We start from the raw sequence: 22,774 nt of genomic DNA on the forward strand, positions 1-22,774 counted from the left end.
ACATACGCTTCATCGGTGCGCCTGTGCCACTTAAACACTTCGTCAAGGTAAATATTATGGCTCAGGCTGATACCTTGGTCGCGCTAGTAAAAGCTGCCAGTAGCGGCGATCAACCATTTTTTCGAAAATCGACCGAGGCTTTGATTCAGGAAGAGCGAAGCAAGGGGCACAGAATCCTAGCTGATCGCTTGGAGAAAGCATTACGAGCGTCCTCTCATCAAGCCGCACTCTTTCAACAATCTACGCATGCTACGCGCCAAACGCAGAACGCAGGTGTTGCGCAGAAGGATCTGGTTGCTGAATTGACGCCAGAACGCTCACTAGAAAGCTTGATGCTTGCCAATAGCGTTCGTGAGCAATTGCGAGAACTTGTCGAGGAGCAGCATCGCGCAGAGTTACTTCATGCTCACGGCTTAAGTCCAAGACATCGAGTTCTACTGGCTGGTTCGCCGGGAAACGGTAAGACATCTGTCGCCGAAGCTCTGGCCTTTGAATTGATGGTTCCGCTGATTGTTGTGCGTTATGAATCGTTAATTGGAAGTTATCTGGGTGAGACTTCTGTTCGATTGAAGGCCTTACTCGATTACGCCCGGACTCGGCGTTGTGTGCTGTTCTTCGACGAATTCGAAACACTGGGTAAAGAGCGTGGCGACACTCATGAGACCGGCGAGATCAAGCGCGTCGTGAGCTCTTTGTTACTTCAACTCGATGATCTTCCAGACTATGTCGTTGTGGTTGCGGCAAGTAATCATCCAGAACTGCTAGATAGGGCTGTTTGGCGCCGTTTCCAGGTTCGGCTGGAACTGCCAGTTCCAACGCGAGCCCAGTTGACTGCGTTCGTTGCCTCTGTTAGTGAGCGCAGTAGCGTCAATTTTGGCTGGGCGGCTGAGACTATTGCAAAGCGGCTCCTAGGGTTGAGCTTTTCAGAGGCGGAAGAGTTTTGCCTTGGGGTAGTCAGGCGAGCAGTAATGGATCGTAAGGTGGATAATGCCAAGGCTATTGTATTTTCTAAACTGGAGCAATGGAAGCAACGTTTGAAACCAATTAATAAAGAGGCATTAAAAGAGGCGCTAGACGAATAAGGCACAAGGAGATGGTATGCCTGCTGAATACTTGCCGCTGCTAGTTTTTCCTGACAAACGAATAATTCAGCCAGAAAAGGGGAGGGGTTTTCCACTGGGTAAGCAGAGTTTGCCCGGACATAGTGCGCAGGTGGTCCGCATTGGTAATCAAATCGGACAGCTAGAGCAGGAGTTTGCAAGTTATCAGGCAAGTCTGACGGGCGCACTAGCTGGATTAGAGCCTGAAATGGTATTGGTCATAGAAATTATTGGACGTCTTGATGACTTCAAACAGGCAGTCGAGGCGGCTGGACTGGAATGGCTGGGAGAGACCGAGCTAGATGATCTGGAGCCCAATGATGAACACTTCTATGATGCAGATGATGCTGGTGAACGAAAGGTTAAGCCACTGAGTGGGCGAATTTTTTTGACCGTGAGTACCGTGGCCGGTATGCAGGAGGTTCTCGCGCTCTGGGGACGGTGGAAAGAAAAAAATGAGTTTCCCCATGGAAAGACTAAATGGAAGGCGGTCTTTGAGCAATTGAATGTTCTGCGCCGTTGGGGTGTCGAGGAAACACTTGTCGAGACAGGAATGATTGGCCGGTGGCATGATCTCCTTGATCCTATTAATCCTGACCAAAAAATCACCTTCCAGGTCGAGCTCTTTTATCGAAAAAATGAGCGGAAGCGGCGAGCTAATGAAGTTGTCACTCGATCTCTTCTCGAGTCCTTAGGCGGTAGAGTTATTTCTGAATTTATTGATATGCCGGAAATTGCGTTTCATGCAGTTAAAGCTGAGTTGCCTGCTCGCGCGATTCGGTCGCTGCTGGATCAAATGGCTGCAGACGCAGACACCGACATCCAGCTATTCAAATTTGCCGGCATCATGTATTTCCGACCCACCGGGCAGAGCCTTGCAGAATCGGGAGATGGAGAAGGCGAGCCTGCCATTTTTCCTCAGAGTCTCAGTGATCTTCCACCAGTCGCTGCGCTTCTCGATGGCGCTCCACTTCAACTGCATGAGGCTCTGAAAGGCCGTCTAGTGGTAGATGATGTTTTTGGCTTGGAAGCTACCTACCAACCCGGCGAGCGGAAGCATGGTACCGCTATGGCGTCCTTGATTATTCATGGAGATCGAAGTAATCAGGAGTCCGTGCCGCTGAGTCGTAAGTTGTATTGCATTCCGGTAATGCAGCCCGATCCTCGGAGTCGTGACAATGATGAGCATATGCCTGACGAAGTATTTTTTGAAGACCGTATCTACATAGCCGTTCGGCGTATGTTCGAAGGTGCTGGAGCTTTGCCTCCTCAAGCGCCCGGAATTAAAGTAATTAATATCTCCCTTGGTGATGCTGCAAGAGAATTCATCCATGCACCCAGTCCATGGGCAAGGCTGCTTGATTGGTTGGCTTATCGGTATCGTGTGCTGTTCTGCGTCAGTGCTGGAAATTATTGCGAGGAGATTGATCTCGGGCTAAATCATCAGCAATTCTTAGCAATTTCTGACGACGAAAAAATAAAGACCGCCATCAAGGCGGTGTCACTTAATCTGTCCTCCCGGCGTCTGCTTTCGCCAGCTGAGGCTATCAATGCCATCACAGTAGGTGCTGCTCACGTTGATGATTCAGGTGAAGGTTATCTACAGTTTGGGCAGCGGCTCGATGTGTTGCCTTCTCAAGCCTTGTTGAGCCCTGTTACACGCCTAGGTTTCGGTTTCCGTCGTTCCATTAAGCCGGATATCTTAATGCCGGGAGGCAGGCAGCTCTACAATGCTCCTTTGCTAGCTAGATCATCATTATATGGCATTGATAAATCCATCGCCGCTCCAGGTCAGAAAGTAGCGCTGGATAGTAGAAGCCAGGGCGTGCTGAACAATGAAGCGTTCTCGCGTGGCACCAGTAATGCGACTGCGTTGGCAACACGTGGCGCTGTGCGCCTATACGACATGTTGGACAGGCTTCGCACTGACGAGAGCGAGGATATTCCCGAAGCGCTGATGTCTGTGTTGTTGAAGGCGTTACTAGTTCATGGTGCCAAGCAAGATGAAACTGGTAAGCAGCATATCGAGCAAGCACTTAAAAACGTACGTAACTCGAGTAGGTTCAAGCAGGTAACCACGCGCTACCTTGGTTATGGTGCAGTAGATATGGATCGTGTGCTTACCTGCACGGCCCAGCGAGCAACAGTCCTAGGTTGTGGAGAAATTCGGGATAGCGAAGTGCATGAGTACGCTTTTCCTATCCCTGTCGGATTTTCATCTCAGAAGGTCTGGCGGCGGTTAGTTATAACCTTGGCGTGGCTGACGCCGATCAATCCTGATCATCGTAACCTTCGGGAAGCAAAACTCATGCTAGAGCCTGGTGGCGGAGGTTGGTCTAGCCAAGTCCTAAAGCTGGACCGGCAGGATGGAGACCACAATCAGGTTGAACGTGGCACCGTGCAACATGAAGTGCTTGAAGGAAAGAAACAGATCCAAGCTTTCGAAGATGGCGAGACACTACGAATCCGGGTTATCTGCAAGAAGGACGCGACTGAACATCTTGATGCCGCTATTCCGTACGGGCTAGCCGTCACGCTTGAGGCGAAGGAAGATATTCCGATCTATCAACAGATTCGCACCCGTATAAAGCAGTCTGTGCGCGTCACTGCTGGCGTTAATGGGTGATCACAACAGCTCTTTCAATAAATCGCTTATTGCGTGGGGCTAGCGTGAGTAATGGCAGCGGTGCATGTTCGCGGCTCTACAAAATAACGAATTGGGAGATATGTACGACTCGCGGCTAAATTAATTCAGGTGAGCTCTGCTAATTTAGGCCGCTTGACTGGTTGTGCCGTTGGCTGCAATATCGGGCTCCGGAGCCTCGAAACTCCGCTTACAGCGGTACCCACCTCCGACAAACCGGTGGGTTTTTTGTGCCTGCAAACTTTGTAGGCGCAACCGACGTGATGCTCTGCGTCGGGAGGGCGGCTAATACAACACCCGCAAGGGGAATACGCCCGCCGGCTGTAAGCGGTTTCGAGCCTCCCGACTTCCCGTCCGTCGCCTTGTGGCGGGCGGGCTGATTCCATGGAATGAGGAGCAGGCCATGTCGGACGTTGTACGCGATGTGCAGTCACACCCAGGCTACTACCTGCCAGAAGGCGCGCAGTACCGCTTGCAGCAGCTGCGCGACCACATGCGCTTTCTGGCGCGTTTGGCGCAGCCGCGCACACCAGCGGAAGAGCAGGCGCGACAGCCTGCCATCTGCATGGACGAGTTGGCGTTCTGCCTTGAACTGCTGGCCGAGCAAGTGACGCAGGCAATGGCGCAGGTGCAGTGGCCCGCGCACCTTGGGCCCGATGCTACTGACAACGCCACCGACGCAGGGGAGGCTGCAAGAGCCGATTAGCAACGGCCTTGCCGCGCACACGGAAACAGGCAATGGCCGATATGTAGACGGTGCGTTTGCCTTCGGCCTCAAGCGGAGCAGGTGGATGCGCTGGAACAGTTGCTGACCATCGCCGCCCATGGCGATGTGATCGCTGCCGGTAACGCTGATCGGCTGGAACGCTGCACCTCAGTGTCGGCCAGCTGTATCTGCAGTGCGCTGTTATCCGGGAAAGGCGATCAGTATTCCGCCAGTGAGCCGGTATACCAATATGCTTTGCCTTTGATCGTGCGATTGTCGAACTTGAGCGTGCCTCGCTTGCCCATGATTTCAAGCGTGAACGACGGCGGCAAGTCGGTGCGTCCGGTGTTGGTGAAAACGATGCGCATGTGGTTGGCAGTTGGCTTGAAGTACCACTGCGTGCTTTCCGATGGAAGCCCGCGTGATGCAATGTCCGGCCAGGTCATGACCAGGCCGCCGATGCCATCAGGATCGCCTCCGCTATAGACCAGAAAGCTGTAGCCAGCGGTATCTGTTTCAAACGACAGGACATCGCCGGTGGCGGCAGCGGACGTACTTGTCAGCAGGGCGATCAACAAGATCAGACTGGTCCATAAACTGCGCATGTGTGTTTTCATCGTTCGCCCCTGCGATGGATGTCTATTGTTTGCCGAGTCGCTACGGGTAGGCATAAGGGCCCACGATCCAGGACGCATTGCCTGGAATAACGCGCTTGCCAACAGTCAGGCGACCACTTCTGCCCTCTATCTCGACGGTAAAAGATGGGGGATATTTAGGATCACCTGGATTGACGAATTTGGCGCCTGCGCGGGTGTGTTCCTTATCCATGTGGTATTTCACACCGGTGAAAGGCAGGTCCCTGTGTGCATAGCCGGGCCAGCGAATCATGGCGCCGGCAATGCCGTCGTTTTCCTTGCTTCCACCACCGACATACAGTTCGACTTCGTATGTGTTGTCAGCGCTTCGAAAGGTGACCACCGTACTTGTGGCCAGTGCAGGAGTGCTGGTAAACGCAAACGCCAGGAGCAGCGTCAGCAGCAGAGCCACCTTGGGTGTGATTCGATTTCGCATGCGACATCCTTCCTTGGTATGAAGCTGGATCTTATCTGATCGAAATACTGTAGCCGGCACAGGCGCACAGCATCAGCTGTGCAATTGCCCACTTACTACGCCGAATGAAGCGGCCGATCACACCGGCGCAGACTTCAAAATCCCCGACAGACTCTCGCGCAGGATCAGCTGCAGATGCATGCGGTTGAGCTCCATGCCGCTGGTCATCACGCTGTGTAGGCCGCCGCACATGGCGGCGACGGCGAAGACGCGGGCCTGGAATTCCTGTTCGCTGCTGGCCGGGTCGGCGTGGCCGCGCAGCAGGCGTTTGAGCAGGGCACTGAGGTGTTCGATCAGCGATGCGCTCTGCCGGCGCATGAAGGCGGCCAGCACTGGGTCGCGCAGGGTGGCCAGGTGCAGTTCCAGGTCGATGCGGGTGCGCTTGATGTTGATTTCCTGCAGCAGCCATTCTTCGAGCAGGCCGGCGATGAAATCCACCACGTGCACGTTAGCCGGGCGTTCCACCAGCCACATCTGGCGGATGGCGCGCATGTAGTTGCGCTCGAGCAATGCGCGCACCAGCGCGTCCTTGTCTTCGAAACGTTGCAGCAGGCTGCCACAGCTGACCTTGGCGCGCTCGGCGATCAGTTCGAAGCTGGTGGCGCTCAGGCCGATGACGTCGATGCACTGCTCGGTGGCGTCCAGGACCTCTTCCAGCAGCAGTTCTTCGCGCTCTTTTGCCGTGCGCAGCAACAGGACGTTGGACATGGGCAGCAGGGTGTCGGGGGGCTGCAGTATACCGGCGCGGCGTTACCCATCCGTTGCGTTCGCTTGTTGCCGTGCCATCAGTCATGCATGCGCGTGCGTATTGAAACACCGGTCACAGATGCGCTGGTCGACCATGTTTTCACGGCGGCTGTGCGACACGTGAGGTCGACGTTGTGCAGGAGAAGCATGTGAGTGAGAACAGTGCGGTAGCCGGTGTCTCGGCGCAGTGGCCGGCGCGGTTGTGGGTGGTGCGGCATGGGCAAAGCGCGGGCAACGTGGCGCGCGATGTGGCCGAGTCCAACGGCTCGGCCTTGATCGACCTGGAGCACCGCGATGCGGATGTGCCGTTGTCGGCGCTGGGCGAGCGCCAGGCCGAGGCGTTGGGGGCGTGGATGGCCGGTTTGCCCGAGCACGAGCGCCCGACGCTGATCCTGAGTTCCACCTACGTGCGTGCGCGCCAGACCGCCGCTGCGGTGGCGCGTGCGCTGGGGCAGCCGGCCGATTCGGTCAGCGTGGACGAGCGTTTGCGCGAGAAGGAATTCGGCGTGCTCGACCGTTACACCACGGCCGGCATTCTTGCGTCCTTTCCGGAGCTGGCCGAGCAGCGCAAGCTGGTGGGCAAGTTCTACTTTCGCCCGCCCGGTGGCGAGAGCTGGTGCGATGTGATCTTCCGCCTGCGCGGGGTGGTGGGTGACCTGCAGCGCAACCATGTGGGCGCGCGGGTGCTGATCGTGGGGCATCAGGTGATCGTCAATTGCTTCCGCTACCTGATCGAGCGGATGGACGAGGCCACCATCCTGGGCATCGACCGCGAGGGAGATGTACCCAATTGTGGCGTCACCGAATACGCGGCTGCGGCCGATGGGCAATCGCTGGAGTTGCTGCGTACCAAGTTCGTGCCGCCCGAGCTGGCCGACGAGCCGGTGACCACCGAGTCCGACCGCCCGGCCGGGGCGCGCTGATGGCCACCCCGCGCGTGCGCTCGCTCACCGCGGCTGCCTTGCGGTCGATGCCGTTGCCGGCCCCGGGTGGCGACAAGGAGCAGCGCGGGCGCGTGTTGATCGTGGGCGGCTCGATGCGCGTGCCCGGTGCGGTGCTGCTGGCCGGCGAGGCCGCGCTGCGCACCGGTGCGGGCAAGCTGCAGATCGCCACCGCCGCCAGTGTTGCGCCGGGCATGGCCTTGGCGGTGCCGGAGGCGCTGGTGCTGGGGTTGGCGCAAAACGGGCAGGGTGAGATCGTGCGTGGGCATCGCGCGCTGGACGGGGCGATGGCGGCCTGCGATGCGGCAGTGATCGGGCCGGGGATGGCGTCGTCGGCCACCACCACGGCGATGGTCAGGCGTGCCGCCGAGCAGGCGGTGTGCACCTTGGTGCTGGATGCCGGTGCATTGTCGCGTGGCCTGCGGGCGCCGATCGGGCGGCCCTTCGTATTGACGCCGCATGCGGGCGAGATGGCGACCCTGGCCGGCGACGACAAGGCGGCGGTGGAAGCGGCGCCGGGCGCGTACGCGCTGAAGTTTGCGCAGAAGCTGCGCAGCGTGGTGATCGTCAAGGGCGCGGACAGTTTTATTGCCGGCCCGGATGGAGTGGTGTGGATGCATCGCGGGGGCGCGTCCGGGTTGGGCACGTCCGGGTCTGGCGATGTGCTGGCCGGGTTGATTGCCGGGTTTGCCGCGCGCGGCTGCGATGCGTTGACCGCTGCGTTATGGGGCGTGTTTGTGCATGCGGCGGCGGGCAGGCAGTTGGCCAAGCGGATTGGGCCGGTGGGATTTTTGGCGCGCGAACTAGGGTTGGAAGTGCCTGCGATTTTGAATCGGTTGGCACGCCGCTGATCAATGCTCGTCGCGTTGATGCCGCGCGCGGACCAGAAGCCCCTCTCCAGCGGGAGAGGGGCTGGGGTGAAGGTGCGTTTGCTGAAGGCGTGGGGCTGTCTTTCCAGTTGGGGTTTAGGTTGTTGCCTTGATTGCAGGGGCGGGTTGCACTCTGAGCAGACGTATCCGCATCCGGACCTTCGGGCCACCTTCTCCCGAGGGGAGAAGGGAAGGTCCGGCGATGAAGGATGCATGGTTGCGCTCGTTTGTTGCGCGATGGTGCGCCGCGTTGGTCGGTTAGGCTTGGTCACCAACCTGGGAGGGTGTACGGTGAAGCGAACGATTGCGTGGTCGATGGTGGGGGTTCTGGGAGTTTGGGGCGCTGCGACTGAAACGGTGTTGGCCTCTGTAGCAACAACAGCAACAGCATCGGCATCAGCATCAGCAGCAACAACGCCGATTCCGGTGCCGGCATCGACGGCATCTGCATCCACGCCCGCATCGAAGGCGGTGGAAGCTGCAGTTGCGGATGCTGCTGCTCCGCCAGCAGCACCCGCCGGCGCACTACGCGTTTACACCTCCGCCCAAGGCGCCACGCAGCAGATGCGTGTCAGCACTGTCGATGCGCCCAGGGCCGGGCATGCGTTGACCGAGAAGGAGAACTCCATCTTCGTCAATCCGCAGCGGCGCTTCCAGGAGGTGCTGGGCATCGGCGGGGCGATCACCGATGCCAGTGCCGAGACCTTCGCCAGGCTACCCAAGCCTGCGCAGCGCGCATTGCTCACTGCCTACTACGACCCGCAAAAGGGCATCGGCTATACGCTGGCGCGCACCACCATCCACAGTTCGGATTTCAGCAGCGGCAGCTACACCTACATCAAGGACGGCGATGCGGCGCTGAAGAGCTTTTCGGTCAGGCACGATCAGCGTTATCGCATCCCGATGCTGCGCCAGGCCATTGCGGCGGCCGGCGGCAAGTTGACGACATTCGCCAGCCCGTGGAGCGCGCCGGCCTTCATGAAAGACAGCAATAACATGCTCAAGGGCGGCAAGTTGCTGCCCGCGTATGCGCAGGCCTGGGCCACCTACTACACGCGCTTTATTGCGGCCTACGAAAAGGCCGGCATCCCGATCTGGGGCATCAGCCTGCAGAACGAGCCGATGGCGTTGCAGACCTGGGAGTCGATGGTGTTTTCCGCCGAGGAAGAGCGCGACTTTTTGAAGAACCACCTCGGTCCGACGATGGAGCACGCCGGCTATGGCGACCGCAAGATCATCGTGTGGGACCACAACCGCGACATGATGCTGCACCGCGCGCACGTGATCTTCGACGATCCGGAAGCGGCCAGGTATGCCTGGGGCATGGGCTTCCACTGGTACGAGACCTGGGCCGGGTTCGCGCCGATGGTGGAGAACGTGGCGGCGGTGGCGCAGGCGTACCCGGACAAGCCGCTCTTGCTGACCGAAGCGGCGGTGGAAAAGTTCGACCCGGCAAGGTTGCAGTACTGGCCCAACGGCGAGCGCTATGGCACCGCCATCATCAACGATCTTAATCACGGTGCGGTGGGCTGGACCGACTGGAACATCCTGCTCGACCAGCACGGCGGGCCGAACCACGTGGGCAATTACTGCTTTGCGCCGGTGCATGCCGACACGCGCACCGGCGAAGTGATCTACACGCCGAGCTATTGGTATATCGGCCACTTTTCCAAGTTCATCCGCCCCGGTGCGCGGCGGGTGAGCGCGGCCAGCAGCCGCAGCAATCTGGCAACGACGTCCTTTCTCAACACCGATGGCAGCCTGGCGACGGTGGTGATGAATGCCAGCGATGTGGCGATTCGTTACAACCTGTATGTAGGCGACGCATCGAGTGAGCTGGAGATCCCGGCGCATGCAATCCAGACGGTGGTGATGACGCAATAAGCGCGGGCCGTGGGCGGAGCATTGTTGGGGTTGCTTACCCTCATCCGCCCTTGGGGCAGCTTCTCCCGGCGGGAGAAGGGGGGCTTCGCATGATCGAAGCCGTCTTTGCGTAGCTGGTCGAACTACCTTGCGGTTCGGTGGTGCTGATGCACCAGCATTCGAGACTGCCGCCACTACCAAAAGCGCCATTGAAGAAAACCCTGCGGACCGCTGCGCGTGCAGCGATCGGCAGGGTTCTAGTGGCATTACGCGAAAAAACGCGCTTTCAGCTTGCTTACGACAGCAGCAAGCCGCCGGTCGCGCCGAATACTTCGCCCGTCACATAGCTGGACTCCTGCGAGGCCAGGATCACATACAGCGGCGCCATCTCCACCGGCTGGCCGGCACGCTTGAGCGGGGTTTCCGAGCCGAACTCGGGAATCTTTTCCGGCGGCTGGCCACCGCTGGGTTGCAGCGGGGTCCACACCGGGCCCGGGGCGACGGCGTTGACGCGGATGCCCTTCTCGGCGACCTGCTGAGCCAGGCCCTTGGTGAAGTTGACGATGGCCGCCTTGGTGGACGCGTAGTCCAGCAGCGTCGGCGAGGGCTGGTAGGACTGGATCGAGCCGGTGTTGATGATGGATGCGCCCGGCGGCAGGTGCGGGATGGCCGCCTTGCACAGCCAGAACATCGCGTACACGTTGGTCTTGTAGGTGGAGTCGAACTGCTCGGTGGTGATGTCGGCGATGTCTTTCACTGCAGTCTGCTTGCCGGCGATATTGACCAGCAGATCCAGCCCACCGAGCTCCTTGACCGCGCGTTCGACCAACTGGTTGCAGAAAGCCTCATCCTTGAGATCACCAGGGATGCTGATCGCCTTGCGGCCTTCGGCCTCGATCAACTTCACCACCTCCGCAGCGTCCTGCTCTTCTTCCGGCAGGTAGTTCAGCACGATGTCCGCGCCTTCGCGCGCATAGGCGATTGCAGTGGCGCGGCCAATGCCCGAGTCGGCGCCGGTGATCAGCGCCTTGCGGCCCTTCAGGCGGCCGAAGCCCTGGTAGCTCTGCTCGCCGTGGTCGGCCCTTGGCTGCAATGCATGGATGGTGCCCGGTGCTTCCTGGGTCTGCTCGGGGAACTTGGGCTGCGGAAACTGGGTGAGCGGGTTCTGCATTTCGTACTGGTTCTTGGTGCTGGACATGCGCTGGCTCCTGCAGTGGGGGATGGCAGGGCCGCAGCGTGCTGCGGCCGATGCGGAGCAGTCTGGAAACCACGGCGATGCGTGCGGGTGAACGAATGTTGTGCATGATGTGAACGCGCCACGCAGATGGCGCGCGTGCGGTGCTACTGCGCCGTACACGCAGGCCACGACCGGGAGGACCGCAATGCAGTGTGTAGGGATCGATGGCGCCGGCAGCGGCTGGCTGGCGGTGTGGCAGGCCGGCGATGGATTGCAGTTTGCCGGCTACCCCACGGTGGCCGCGGTGGCGAGCGCGTTGGGGGACGTCGCTGTGCTGGGCGTGGACATTCCGATCGGTCTGAGCGAGCACGCGCCCCGCGCTGCGGATGTGCAGGCGCGGCGTTTTGTGGGTGGGCGCCGCGCATGCAGCATCTTTGCCGCGCCATTGCGCGGCATGCTGCATGCACCCACGCAGGTGGAAGCGTCTGCGTTGCATCGGGTGCTGGACCACGACGGGCAGCGTGGCTTTGGCGTGCAGTCGTTTGCGCTGCTGTCGAAGATTCGCGCCTGGGACGATGCCTTGCGCGCCGATCCGGCGTGGGCGGAGCGCGTGTTCGAAGTGCACCCGGAAGTGTCGTTCGCCGTGCTCGCCGGCGGGCACGGCCTGGCGGCAGGCAAGAAGAGCAATGCGGGCCACCAACAGCGCGCCGCCTTGCTGGGCCAATTCTATGGCGCCAGGCAGGTGGCCGCGTTGCTGGAGCGCGTGCCGCGTGCGCTGGCCAAGCCGGACGATGTGCTCGATGCCCTGGTGGCCTGCTGGAGCGCGCAGCGCATTGCCGCAGGTACCGCCGGCAGCCTGCCGGCGGTGGTGGAGCGTGATGCCTGCGGGCTACGCATGGGCATCCACTACTGACTCAGCGCGTCTGCGTCGACATCGAATACGGCCGCTGCGCCGGATCGGTGGCCCATTGCGTGTTCGGCGTGGCCTGCATGCGGAAGCGCAACTCGCCGCCGGCCTGGATTTCTTCGTGCGTGAGGTAGGCGCGGGTCAGCGGCTGGCCGTTGAGGGTGACGCTGCCGACGTAGCTGCGCGCCTTGCTCAGGCCATCGGCAATCACGCTGAAGCGCTTGCCATTGGGCAGCTTGAGCGTGGCGCGCGGCAGGAACGGGCGGCCGATGATGTACTGGTTGCTGCCCGGTGCCACCGGATAGAAGCCCAGCGTGGTGAACACGTACCAGGCCGACATCTGGCCGAGGTCGTCGTTGCCGGCCAGGCCCTCTGGACCGGCGTGATACTGGGTGTCCATGATCTGGGTCAGCCGTGCCTGGGTGCGCCAGGGCTGGCCGGCGTAGGCGTACAGATAGGCGACGTGGTGGCTGGGTTCGTTGCCGTGCGCGTACCAGCCGATCAGGCCGGTGATGTCTTCCATATGCGCGAACACCTTGGGGTCGACCTTGGCATCGAACACCGCATCCAGGCGCGCCAGCAGTTTGTCGCCGCCGCCATGTGCGGCGGCAAGCCCGGCGACGTCCTGCGGCACATACCAGGAGTATTGCCAGGCATTGCCTTCGGTGTAGTCGCTGCCGTAGCCGCTAGTGGATGGATCGAATGGTTCGCGGAAGTTGCCGGCACGCGTGCGTGCACGCATGTAGCCTGTAGCGGGATCGAAGGCGTGTTTCCAGTTGCCGGCGCGCTTGCTGAATTCTGCGGCGATGGCGGGCTTGCCAAGCTTGTCGGCCATGCGCGCGATGGTCCAGTCGTCGAAGGCGTATTCCAGCGTCTTGGAGGCCGCTTCGCCTTCTTCGTCGATGGGCACGTAGCCCAGCTCGCGGTACTGCGCGATACCGTCGTAGGGGCCGTAGTTGGCGCTGGCGACCATGGCATCGAGCGCTTCGTTGGCATCGAAGCCGCCGATGCCTTTCATGTAGGCATCGGCAATCACCGGCACGGCGTGGTAGCCGATCATGCACCAGGTTTCCAGGCCGTGGAACGCCCAGACGGGCAGGATGCCGTAGGCGCTCTCGCGGCGTGAGGCGAGCAAGGAATTGACCATGTCGCTGCTGCGTTGCGGCGGCTGCACCAGGGTCAGCAGCGGATGCAGGGCGCGGTAGGTGTCCCAGAGCGAGAAGGTGGAGTAGTTGGTCCAGCCACGCGCCTGATGCACGGCATTGTCCGGCCCGCGGTACTGGCCATCGCTGTCCATGAACAGGGTGGGGCCGAGCAGGGTGTGATACAGCGCGGTGTAGAGCTGGGTGCGTTGTTGCGGCGTGCCTTGCGCGTCGATCGCCGACAGCGCCTGTGTCCATTGCGCGCGCGCATCGGCGCGCACGCGGTCGAAATCGAAATCGGGCACTTCCGCATCGAGATTGGCGATGGCGCCGGCCTCGCTGACCGGCGACAGCGCAACCTTGACCACCAGCGGCGTGCCATCGTTGGCGACGTCGAACACGCCGACCAGCTGCCGGCCTTCGATCTGTGCGCGCTGCGCGGGGTTCTTCTCGCCTGGCGGCGGAAAGCCCTTGTATGGGACGTCCTGCTCGGTGTCGTGCAATTGGGTGGCGGTGAGCGGGCGCGAAAAGCGCATGGCGAAATACAGCTGGCGGCCGGGTGCCCAGCCGCGGGTTTCGCGAAAGCCGGTCACGGTGCCATCGCCGCGTACGCGCAGCCGCGACCACTGCACCTTGCCGGGGTAGTCGTACAGGCTGGTGCGCAGGTCCACCAGCACATGCGCCGGCGTGCCCTTGGGGAAGGTGTAGCGATGCACACCCACACGCGCACTGGCGGTGAGTTCGGCGCGGATGTTGCGGTCTTTCAAGGTCACCGCGTAATAGCCGGGTTGCGCCTGCTCGCTGGCATGGTCGAACTGCGCGGTGTAGCCGCTACCCGGCGTGGCGGCGTCGCCGCGTTCGAGTTTGATCTGGCCGGTCTGCGGCATCAGCAGCACATCGCCCAGGTCCGAATGCCCGGAGCCGGAAAAGTGCGTGTGCGAAAAGCCGACAATCGTGGTGTCGCCATGCCGGTAACCGGCGGCCCAGCCATAGGCTTCCTTGCGTGGCTTGATCTGCGTATCCGGGCTCAGCTGCACCATGCCGAACGGCAGCGTGGCGCCGGGATAGGTGTGGCCTTCGCCACCGGTGCCGATCAACGGGTCGACCGCGCTGAAACCCGCGTCGTCCCCACGTGGCGCCGCATTGCCGGCAAAGCTGACGCAGGCGGCAAGCAGCGCCAGCCAACGCAGGGGAGAGAAGGCGATTGAGCGATGCTGCATGCGAACGGTTCCAGGCGGATGCAGCGCCGGACCGTAGCACAGCTGTCGGGCCTGATCGCATGACGTCCATGCCTGCATCGTTGAGCTCGCTAACCCGTGCGCGGTTGGCCGCGGTGATGCGTGTGCCTGTCTTTGAGAGGTTGCCGGCGTTGCGCGCAGGAGACAGCGGATGCGCAGGTTGGTCGCCTTTCTGCACGGAACGAGCGCAATGCCAGCAACTGCGAGAGAGCATGCGAATGCGGGGCTTCGGCAGCGGGCAATCGCAACGGCAGGCTGCTGAAATCGTACAAACCGTCCGCATATCACCCCGATGGATCTGTTCGATACTCCCACCGCGCCCGTGCAGCTGCTGCACGATACGCAGGGCGGCGTGCGCTACTGGCCGCAGCTGCTGGCGCCTGCCGTGGCGCAGCAGTGCTTTGCCGCGTTGCGCCAGGCGACCGACTGGCGCAGCCAGCGCCGCGAGATGTACGACCGTGTGGTGGAGGTGCCGCGCCTGCTGGCATCGTATCGGCTGGACGCACCGCTGCCGCCCGGGCTGCCGTTGCAGGCGCTGCTCGATGCGGTGCAGGCCGTGTTGCCCGCGCCGTACAACGCGGTGGGCCTGAATCTGTATCGCGATGGCCGCGACAGCGTGGCGATGCATCACGACAAGCTGCAGACGTTGCTGGCGCCGCATCCGATCGCATTGGTGTCGCTGGGTGCGACGCGGCGGATGCAACTGCGCGCAAAGGACGGCAATACGCGTGCGATCGGTGTGGAGCTGGCGCCCGGCAGCCTGCTGGCGATGAGCCATGCCTCGCAACTGAGCCACGAGCACGGCATCGCCAAGACCGCACGTGCGGTGGGCGAGCGCATCAGCGTGGTGTTTCGCGTGCGCCCGGCTGAGCGCATGGCCGCCGGGCAGCACGGGCCGCACTGGGAGCCGGTACAAGCGTAGCGTGGCTGACAAGGCGTGGTGTGGCTTCGTCGGTACGGTGCGGAGCAAGCCGGAGTCTCCCGGGCAACAGGAGCGACGGGATCACACGAGTGCCGCGTACCAACTGCGGGCCCAGTGCCGTGTTCGCTTGGCCGCCAGCGCAGCAGCTACGTCGGCAACCTTCTGCGCGTACGGTTGCGGTTGATTGTGCCGATCACCGCTGGTGAGCGTGCGGTACCGCTGGCAGCCGCGTGAGGTGTTTTGCCTGCGCAAACGCCGCACTGGTGCGCGCGCCGGTGCTGCTCGTGCATGCGCTCTGTCGCGCACTGCATGGCCCTTTCGGGTGATTGCCATCACCCTCACGGCTGGCCATGCTTGCATGTACTCCCCCCTCAGCGTCGCCACTCCATGTCCCTGGCCGATACCCGCCACCATCAGATGTTTCCCGAGCTGGACTCGGGCCAATTGGCGATCACGCGGCGGTTTGCCAGCGGGCCGGCGCAGCGTTTCGATGCGGGCGAGCTCGTCTTCGACGTGGGCGATGCGCACGCGCCGGTGTGGGTGGTGCTGGAAGGCGCCATCGAAGTGGTGCGGCGCGACGGGCTGGGCAATGAAAAGCCCATCACCTTGCAGACGCCCGGCCAGTTCACCGGCGAGGTCAGTCAGCTGGCCGGGCGCGCGTCACTCGCCGGTGGGCGTGCCGGGCCGCAGGGCTGCCTGGCGCTGCCGTTCGACACCGCGCATCTGCGCGCGCTGATGATCAGCTCGGCCGAAGTGGGCGAGGTGGTGATGCGTGCGTTGATCCTGCGCCGCGTCGGCCTGATCGAAGGCGATGCCTCCGGCTCGGTGTTGATCGGTGAGCCGGACGATCCGCATCTGACCCGTTTGCAGGGCTTTCTGACCCGCAACGGTTACCCGAACACGGTGATCGATGCCTCCGACGAGGAAGGCCGCGCGTTGGTGCAGCGCTTCGGCATCCAGGAGCAGGAACTGCCGGTGATGGTATGCCCGAGCGGGCGGGTGCTGCGCCAGCCCAGCGATGCCGAAGCGGCGCACTGCCTGGGCATGACGCCGGACATCGACCCGGACAAGCGCTACGACGTGGCCATCGTCGGCGCCGGCCCGGCCGGTCTGGCGACGGCGGTGTATGCGGCCTCCGAAGGCCTGTCGGTGCTGGTGCTGGACCAGCGCGCCATCGGCGGCCAGGCCGGCGCCTCGGCACGCATCGAAAACTATCTGGGCTTTCCGACCGGCATTTCCGGCCAGGCGCTGGCCGGGCGCGCCTATAACCAGGCGCTGAAATTCGGCGCCGAGCTGGCGATTCCGATCGAGGCCGGCACGCTGGAATGCGGGCGCGACGACGGTGCGCTGAAGCTGGATCTGGCCGACGGCAAGCAGCTGCTGGCCAGCACCGTGGTGGTTGCCTCCGGGGCGCGTTACCGGCGCCCGGAGATCGACGGGCTGGAGCGTTTCGAAGGCCATGGCGTGTCGTACTGGGCCTCGCCGGTGGAAGCGCGGCTGTGCGAGGGCGGCGTGGTGGCGCTGGTGGGCGGCGGCAATTCCGCCGGTCAGGCCGTGGCGTTTCTGGCACCGCGGGTGAAGGAACTGCACCTGATCATTCGCGGCGAAGGGCTGGAATCGTCGATGTCGCAATATCTGATCGACCGCATCGCCGTGCTGCCGAACGTGCAGCTGCATACCGGCACCGAAGTGTCAGCGCTGGAAGGCGACCCGGAGCGCGGCCTGCAGGCGGCGGTATTGCGCACGCGCGCCGATGGCCAGACCACGCGGGTGGAATTGCGGCACCTGTTCCTGTTCGTCGGCGCCGACCCCAACACCGGCTGGCTGCAGCAGTGCGTGGAGACCGATGCGCGTGGCTTCGTCGTCACCGGCAACGCACGCGGCGATGGCGTGCCGGCCTGTCTGCCGCTGGAAACCAACCGCCCCGGCGTGTTCGCCATCGGCGATGTGCGGGCCGGCTCGGTCAAGCGCGTGGCCGCGGCGGTGGGCGAGGGCGCGGCGGTCGTCGCGCAGATCCATCAATACCTGGCACACCAGGCCAACCCGGTGCCGGCATCCGAACTTGTCAGTGCCTCACAGGAGTCCACCACCTCATGAGCGACCAGTGCACACATACCGCGCAGATCAGCGAGGTCACGCCCAGCGCACGTGGCTGCGAAGACTGTCTGGCTATCGACAGCACCTGGGTGCATCTGCGCCTGTGCCGCAGCTGCGGCCATGTGGGGTGCTGCGATGATTCGCCGCATAAGCACGCCACGGCGCACTATCACGCCACAAGCCATCCCATCATCGAAGGCTACGACCCGCCCGAAGGCTGGGGATGGTGCTATGTGGACGAGGTGGAAGTGGAGTTGCCGGACCAGACGCCGCAGCTGGGGCCGATACCGCGGTATGTGTGAGGCGGCGCGGTGGTTTGGCGGGGTGTGGATGGGGGTGCTGGGCGCCGCTGGGAATCGGGATTGGGGAATCGGGAATCGTAAAAGCGGCTTGCGTGCTGTTTGATTTGGTCGGGCAGGGATTCTGTGTGGGGCGATGGCAAGTCTGCTGAGGGAGGCGGTTCGCTTGTTTCGTGGCGCCCACTTACTCCGGCCAGTGCACCTGCGGTAGCTCGCCGATTGTTGGGCGGGCGAACAGATAGCCTTGCTGCAGGTGGATGCCCATGTCGCGCAGGGTGCGGTATTCGTCCGGGTGTTCGATGCCTTCGGCAATGACGGCGATGCCGAGTTCTTCGCACATGCGGGTGGTGTGGCGGACGATGGCCTGGCGGCTGCGGTCGGCGTCGATGCCGCGCACCAGGGCGATATCCAGCTTGAGCAGGTCCGGCTGGAAGTCGGCCAGCAGGCCAAGGCCGGAATAGCCGGCGCCGAAGTCGTCGATGGCGGTCTTCAGGCCGCGCGCCTGGTAGGTGCGCATGATGTCGAGCAGATGCGCCGGCTCGGCCAGGTGTTCCTGTTCGCTGACCTCGAAGATGATGGCGTCCAGCGGCCAGCCGTACTGCGCGGTGGCCGAGAGCGTGGCGCGCAGGCAGTGTTCGGGGTTGTAGACCGCGTTGGGCATGAAGTTGATCGACAACAGGGCCGGCAGCGCGATCTGCGCGGCGCATTCGATCGCCTTGATGCGGCAGGCCTGGTCGAAGGCGTAGCGGTTGCGCTCATCCACGGCGGCCAGGATGCTGCCGGCCGATTCGCCGTTGACGCCGCGCACCAGCGCCTCGCCGGCATAGATGCTGCGGGTGGACACGTCCACGATCGGCTGGAACGCCATGGTGATGGCGGTGGGAAAGTCCTGGCCGTCGCGGCAGGCGTTGCAAACGGGGAGCGTGGGCATGGCTGAGCAATCGTGCGGCGTGGAGGTAGCCTAGCGGTATCGGCCGCAACAGCGCGTCATTGAGTCTGCACACGCATCCTCGCGCCATCCTCACCTGGGGCGTCGCCGGGCTCGGCGATAATGCGCCATTCCCCGCATCGGACGCCCCATGACCGCTCTCACCGAACGTTACGCCCTGGCCGTGGATTACGCGCGCATTGCCCATGCCGGGCAGGTGCGCAAGGGCACGCAGATTCCGTATCTGAGCCATTTGCTGGGCGTGTCCACGCTGGTGCTGGAATGCGGCGGCGACGAAGAGCAGGCCATCGCCGGGCTGCTGCACGATGTGGTGGAAGACTGCGGCGGCGGTCATGAGGCCTCGATCCGCGCGCAGTTCGGCGATGCGGTGGCCGACATCGTGATGGCGTGCACCGATGCCACCGCCGAAGACAAGGCCGAGGTGGACAACACCGCCAGCGCGCGCAAACGCGACTGGCGCGAGCGCAAGCTGGCCTACCTGGAGCACCTGCGCAACACGCCCGAGCGCGCCTTGCTGGTGTCCGGCTGCGACAAGCTCTATAACGCGCGCACCATCGTGCAGGACCTGGAAAACCCGGACGTGGGCCAGGACATCTTCAACGTATTCACCGCAGGGCGCGCCGGCACGTTGTGGTACTACGGCGAGCTTGAGGAGATCTTCCGCACGCGTGGCGCGGCGACTGCACGGCTGTTCAGTGGTGTGGTGGCGCGCATGCAGGCGCTGGCGGAGACCGGCGAGCAGCCGGTGCCGGCGCACGCGCTGGGGTGATTGCGTTGTAGAGCGGCTGGTTTGTGAATTGGCTGCGGGGCCCTTGCCCGCCCACCGTCGCGGTACACGCCGCAAGTACGTCCCTGTAGGCTCTTACGCGGCATCCATGCCGCGTAAGGTCCCGCGACGGTGGGCGGACAAGGACCAGTTGAGTTGGCCGGCGCGCATGGTTTTCAACAAAGCAGCCGGCAACTGTCTGGTGCGGTGTCCTCGCCGATTGCGGGACCGTGTGGTGGCATGGATGCCGCCATCTAGCCCCCACGAACGGGTTTACGGCATAGCCAGCGAGCGGTGAGGGCACCGCGCCTTCGACCGATGCATTCCAGGGCGATCAGCGAGTTGCTTGATTGAAGCGCCGCAGGACTCGCCGTCAACACTGACACCGGCTGTATGCGGCACGCGGTAGGCTGGTGCATTGTCGAATGTCGGTGTGTCACTCATGTCCAGCGCAGCATCGTCTTCCTCCGGCCTGGTGCGCGTGCGCGGTGCGCGCGAGCACAACCTCAAGAACGTGGACGTGGACATCCCGCGCGATGCGCTGGTGGTGTTCACCGGGGTGTCCGGCTCGGGCAAGTCGTCGCTGGCGTTCGGTACCGTGTTTGCCGAAGCGCAGCGGCGTTACCTGGATTCGATCTCGCCGTATGCGCGGCGCCTGATCGACCAGGTCGGCGTGCCGGAAGTGGATTCCATCGAAGGCCTGCCGCCGGCGGTGGCCTTGCAGCAGGCGCGCGGCGCGCCGAGTGCGCGCTCGTCGGTGGGCAGCGTCACCACCATCTCCAACTCCCTGCGCATGCTGTATTCGCGTGCGGGCAGCTACCCGCCGGGGCAGGACATCATCTACGCCGACGGCTTTTCGCCCAATACCCCGGCCGGGGCCTGCCCCACCTGCCATGGCCTGGGGCGGATCTACGATGCGACCGAGGCGACCATGGTGCTGGATCCCACGCTGAGCATCCGCGATCGCGCGGTTGCCGCCTGGCCCGGTGCCTGGCATGGCCAGAACCAGCGCGACATCCTCACCACGCTGGGCCACGACGTCGACCTGCCGTGGCACAAGCTGCCGAAGAAAACCCGCGACTGGATCCTCTACACCGACGAGCAACCGGTGGTGCCGGTGTACGCCGGCTACAGCCTGGACGAGGCCCGGCGCGCGCTGCGCCGCAAGGAGGAGCCCAGCTACATGGGCACCTTCACCAGCGCGCGGCGCTATGTGCTGCACACCTTTGCCACCACGCAGAGCGCGCAGATGAAAAAGCGCGTGGCGCAGTACCTGATCAGCACGCAGTGCCCGCAGTGCGACGGCAAACGGCTTCGGCGCGAGGCGCTGTCGGTGACCTTCGCCGGCCTGGATGTCGGCGAGCTGTCGCGGCGGCCGCTGGACGAGGTGGCCGACCTGCTGCGCCCGGCTGCGGAAGGTGCCGGTGGCAAGCGCAACGACAGGCGCAAGCAGGCCGACACGCATCCCGAGCAGGCGATCGCCGCGCAACGCATCGCCGCCGACCTGCGCGCGCGGATCGAGGTGGTGCAGGCGCTGGGCCTGGGCTATCTCAGCCTGGAGCGCAGCACGCCGACGCTGTCGCCGGGCGAGCTGCAACGGCTGCGGCTGGCCACGCAGATCCGCTCGCAGTTGTTCGGCGTGGTGTATGTGATGGACGAGCCATCGGCGGGCCTGCATCCGGCCGATGCGCAGGCCTTGCTGGGCGCGCTGGATCAGCTCAAGGCCGCCGGCAATTCGGTATTCGTGGTCGAACACGAGGTGGATGTGATCCGCCACGCCGACTGGATCGTCGACGTCGGCCCGGCTGCCGGCGTGCACGGCGGGCAGGTGCTGTACAGCGGCTCGCCCGCGGGACTGGAGCAGGTGGAGGCCTCGTCCACGCGGCGTTACCTGTTCGGCACTCCGCCGCAGGTGCACAGTCATGCGCGTGCGGCCACCGGCTGGCTGCAGCTGCGCGGCATCACCCGCAACAATGTGCGCGAGCTGGATGTGGACCTGCCGCTGGGGGTATTCACCACCGTGACCGGTGTGTCCGGCTCGGGCAAGTCGTCGCTGGTGAGCCAGGCATTGGTGGAACTGCTGGCCGCCCATCTTGGACAAACCCAGGCAGAGGAAGACGAAGCGCTGGACCCGCTGGAGCGCGGCACGCAGGTGCCGCTGGGTGGTGCGATCGTCGGCGGGCTCGACCAGGTGCGCCGCCTGGTGCGGGTGGACCAGAAACCGATCGGCCGCACGCCACGTTCGAACTTGGCCACCTACACCGGCCTGTTCGATCCGGTGCGCAAGTTGTTCGCCGCCACACCAGCCGCGCGCCGCCGCCGTTACGACCCGGGGCAGTTTTCGTTCAACGTCGCCAAGGGCCGCTGCGCCACCTGCGAGGGCGAGGGCTCGGTGCATGTGGAATTGCTGTTCATGCCCAGCGTGTACGCGCCATGCCCCAGCTGCCACGGCGCGCGCTACAACGCCAAGACCCTGGAGATCGCGCTGCGGGGTCACAACATCGCGCAGGTGCTGGCGCTAACCGTGGACCAGGCCGCCAGCTTCTTTGCCGACGACCCCAGCGTGCTGCGCCCGTTGCAGGTATTGCGCGAAGTGGGGCTGGGCTATCTGCGGCTCGGCCAGCCGGCCACCGAGCTGTCCGGCGGCGAGGCGCAGCGCATCAAGCTGGCCACCGAGCTGCAACGCGCGCAGCGGCGCGACACCGTGTACGTGCTGGACGAGCCGACCACCGGCCTGCATCCGGCCGACGTGGATACCTTGATGCGTCAGCTGCAAGGCCTGGTGGAGGCGGGCAATACGGTGATCGTGGTCGAACACGACATGCGCGTGGCTGCCAGTAGCGACTGGGTGCTGGACATGGGCCCGGGCGCGGGCGGCGCGGGTGGTGCTGTCGTGGCGGCGGGTGCGCCGGAGGCGGTTGCGCGGCAGCGTGGCAGCCGCACTGCGCCGTTCCTTGCAGAGGTGTTGCGTGGAAATACGATCGGCTGACAAATCTTTCGAAGGTTGTAGCGATTGCGTCAACGTGTTGCCCAGACGCGCCTTCGATGACGCGTGAATCGATGTCGGCATGGCAGCGAGTTGCTCGCGTCGAAGAACGCTAATCAGACCGCACTGCGTCTCCATCGCATCGCATTGCAGGGCACGGCACGGCATCACTGCTCCTAACCACGCACACCGACCAACCCGACGGGTTCTTGCCCGCCTGCCGTCGCGGGACCTTACGCGGCATGGATGCCGCGTAAGCGCCTACAAGGACGTACTTGCGGCGTGTCCCGCGAGGGTAGGCGGGCAAGGAC

Annotated in this window: 18 protein-coding genes; 12 read left to right on the forward strand and 6 right to left on the reverse strand. The window is 63.3% G+C overall.

Annotated features, from left to right (window positions below; genetic code table 11):
- Positions 1-56 precede the first annotated feature (56 nt).
- The 3 genes from ACCQ04_RS05645 to ACCQ04_RS05655 all read left to right on the forward strand — a co-directional run bounded on the left by ACCQ04_RS05645 (position 57) and on the right by ACCQ04_RS05655 (position 4,450).
- Positions 57-1,082, forward strand: a complete 1,026-nt coding sequence (locus tag ACCQ04_RS05645; RefSeq protein ID WP_372358701.1) for an AAA family ATPase — start codon at positions 57-59, stop codon at positions 1,080-1,082.
- Positions 1,083-1,098: 16 nt separating this feature from the next.
- On the forward strand, positions 1,099-3,726 hold the full coding sequence (locus ACCQ04_RS05650; protein WP_372358702.1) for a S8 family peptidase: 2,628 nt from the start codon (positions 1,099-1,101) through the stop codon (positions 3,724-3,726).
- A gap of 421 nt (positions 3,727-4,147) precedes the next feature.
- Positions 4,148-4,450, forward strand: a complete 303-nt coding sequence (locus tag ACCQ04_RS05655; protein ID WP_047125821.1) for an XAC0095 family protein — start codon at positions 4,148-4,150, stop codon at positions 4,448-4,450.
- Between the two features lie 218 nt (positions 4,451-4,668).
- Here ACCQ04_RS05655 and ACCQ04_RS05660 read toward each other — a convergent pair whose 3' ends face one another.
- From ACCQ04_RS05660 to ACCQ04_RS05670, 3 genes are all read right to left on the reverse strand, one after another.
- Positions 4,669-5,067 carry a hypothetical protein gene (locus ACCQ04_RS05660; protein ID WP_146092859.1) on the reverse strand — a complete coding sequence of 133 codons (399 nt, stop codon included), beginning with the start codon at positions 5,065-5,067 and terminating at the stop codon, positions 4,669-4,671.
- A gap of 40 nt (positions 5,068-5,107) precedes the next feature.
- Positions 5,108-5,521 (reverse strand): hypothetical protein, encoded by a 414-nt coding sequence (locus tag ACCQ04_RS05665; protein ID WP_372358703.1) that lies wholly within the window; start codon positions 5,519-5,521, stop codon positions 5,108-5,110.
- A 117-nt stretch (positions 5,522-5,638) separates the two neighbouring features.
- Positions 5,639-6,268 carry a TetR/AcrR family transcriptional regulator gene (locus ACCQ04_RS05670; RefSeq protein ID WP_005920554.1) on the reverse strand — a complete coding sequence of 210 codons (630 nt, stop codon included), beginning with the start codon at positions 6,266-6,268 and terminating at the stop codon, positions 5,639-5,641.
- Positions 6,269-6,441: 173 nt separating this feature from the next.
- Here ACCQ04_RS05670 and ACCQ04_RS05675 point away from each other — a divergent pair, with 173 nt between their 5' ends.
- The 3 genes from ACCQ04_RS05675 to ACCQ04_RS05685 all read left to right on the forward strand — a co-directional run bounded on the left by ACCQ04_RS05675 (position 6,442) and on the right by ACCQ04_RS05685 (position 10,001).
- Positions 6,442-7,230 (forward strand): histidine phosphatase family protein, encoded by a 789-nt coding sequence (locus ACCQ04_RS05675; protein ID WP_184615420.1) that lies wholly within the window; start codon positions 6,442-6,444, stop codon positions 7,228-7,230.
- Positions 7,230-8,099: an NAD(P)H-hydrate dehydratase gene (locus ACCQ04_RS05680; RefSeq protein WP_226426707.1), complete on the forward strand. Its 870-nt coding sequence runs from the start codon at positions 7,230-7,232 to the stop codon at positions 8,097-8,099. Before ACCQ04_RS05675 ends, ACCQ04_RS05680 begins: the two co-directional genes overlap by 1 nt.
- A gap of 321 nt (positions 8,100-8,420) precedes the next feature.
- Positions 8,421-10,001, forward strand: coding sequence for a glycoside hydrolase family 30 protein (locus ACCQ04_RS05685; protein ID WP_372358773.1), 1,581 nt, complete (start codon positions 8,421-8,423; stop codon positions 9,999-10,001).
- A 274-nt stretch (positions 10,002-10,275) separates the two neighbouring features.
- Here the strand turns inward: ACCQ04_RS05685 and ACCQ04_RS05690 are convergent, their stop codons facing one another.
- Complete coding sequence (locus tag ACCQ04_RS05690; protein ID WP_226426705.1) at positions 10,276-11,178, reverse strand: SDR family oxidoreductase; 903 nt, start codon at positions 11,176-11,178, stop codon at positions 10,276-10,278.
- 184 nt (positions 11,179-11,362) lie between these two features.
- Here ACCQ04_RS05690 and ACCQ04_RS05695 point away from each other — a divergent pair, with 184 nt between their 5' ends.
- Positions 11,363-12,070: a DUF429 domain-containing protein gene (locus ACCQ04_RS05695; protein WP_226426704.1), complete on the forward strand. Its 708-nt coding sequence runs from the start codon at positions 11,363-11,365 to the stop codon at positions 12,068-12,070.
- A gap of 1 nt (position 12,071) precedes the next feature.
- On the opposite strand, the gene ACCQ04_RS05700 is transcribed toward ACCQ04_RS05695, so the two are convergent.
- Positions 12,072-14,426 (reverse strand): GH92 family glycosyl hydrolase, encoded by a 2,355-nt coding sequence (locus ACCQ04_RS05700; protein WP_226426703.1) that lies wholly within the window; start codon positions 14,424-14,426, stop codon positions 12,072-12,074.
- 310 nt (positions 14,427-14,736) lie between these two features.
- On the opposite strand from ACCQ04_RS05700, the gene ACCQ04_RS05705 reads away from it, so the two are divergent.
- The 3 genes from ACCQ04_RS05705 (at position 14,737) to ACCQ04_RS05715 (ending at position 17,765) form a co-directional block, all read left to right on the forward strand.
- Positions 14,737-15,366: an alpha-ketoglutarate-dependent dioxygenase AlkB family protein gene (locus tag ACCQ04_RS05705; RefSeq protein WP_065031929.1), complete on the forward strand. Its 630-nt coding sequence runs from the start codon at positions 14,737-14,739 to the stop codon at positions 15,364-15,366.
- A gap of 387 nt (positions 15,367-15,753) precedes the next feature.
- Positions 15,754-17,463 carry an FAD-dependent oxidoreductase gene (locus ACCQ04_RS05710; protein ID WP_039815453.1) on the forward strand — a complete coding sequence of 570 codons (1,710 nt, stop codon included), beginning with the start codon at positions 15,754-15,756 and terminating at the stop codon, positions 17,461-17,463.
- A complete protein-coding gene (locus ACCQ04_RS05715; protein WP_016904212.1) occupies positions 17,460-17,765 on the forward strand; it encodes a UBP-type zinc finger domain-containing protein in 306 nt (101 codons plus the stop codon). Before ACCQ04_RS05710 ends, ACCQ04_RS05715 begins: the two co-directional genes overlap by 4 nt.
- A 181-nt stretch (positions 17,766-17,946) precedes the next feature.
- Here the strand turns inward: ACCQ04_RS05715 and ACCQ04_RS05720 are convergent, their stop codons facing one another.
- Positions 17,947-18,693, reverse strand: a complete 747-nt coding sequence (locus ACCQ04_RS05720) for an EAL domain-containing protein (RefSeq protein ID WP_024938629.1) — start codon at positions 18,691-18,693, stop codon at positions 17,947-17,949.
- A gap of 148 nt (positions 18,694-18,841) precedes the next feature.
- On the opposite strand from ACCQ04_RS05720, the gene ACCQ04_RS05725 reads away from it, so the two are divergent.
- Both ACCQ04_RS05725 and ACCQ04_RS05730 read left to right on the forward strand, forming a co-directional pair.
- Positions 18,842-19,480, forward strand: a complete 639-nt coding sequence (locus ACCQ04_RS05725; protein ID WP_016904210.1) for an HD domain-containing protein — start codon at positions 18,842-18,844, stop codon at positions 19,478-19,480.
- A gap of 439 nt (positions 19,481-19,919) precedes the next feature.
- Entirely contained in the window at positions 19,920-22,466 is a 2,547-nt protein-coding gene (locus ACCQ04_RS05730) for an excinuclease ABC subunit UvrA (RefSeq protein ID WP_372358704.1), read from the forward strand.
- Positions 22,467-22,774: the final 308 nt, after the last annotated feature.

The organism is Xanthomonas sp. NCPPB 2866, from assembly GCF_041475745.2.
Classification (GTDB): domain Bacteria; phylum Pseudomonadota; class Gammaproteobacteria; order Xanthomonadales; family Xanthomonadaceae; genus Xanthomonas; species Xanthomonas arboricola.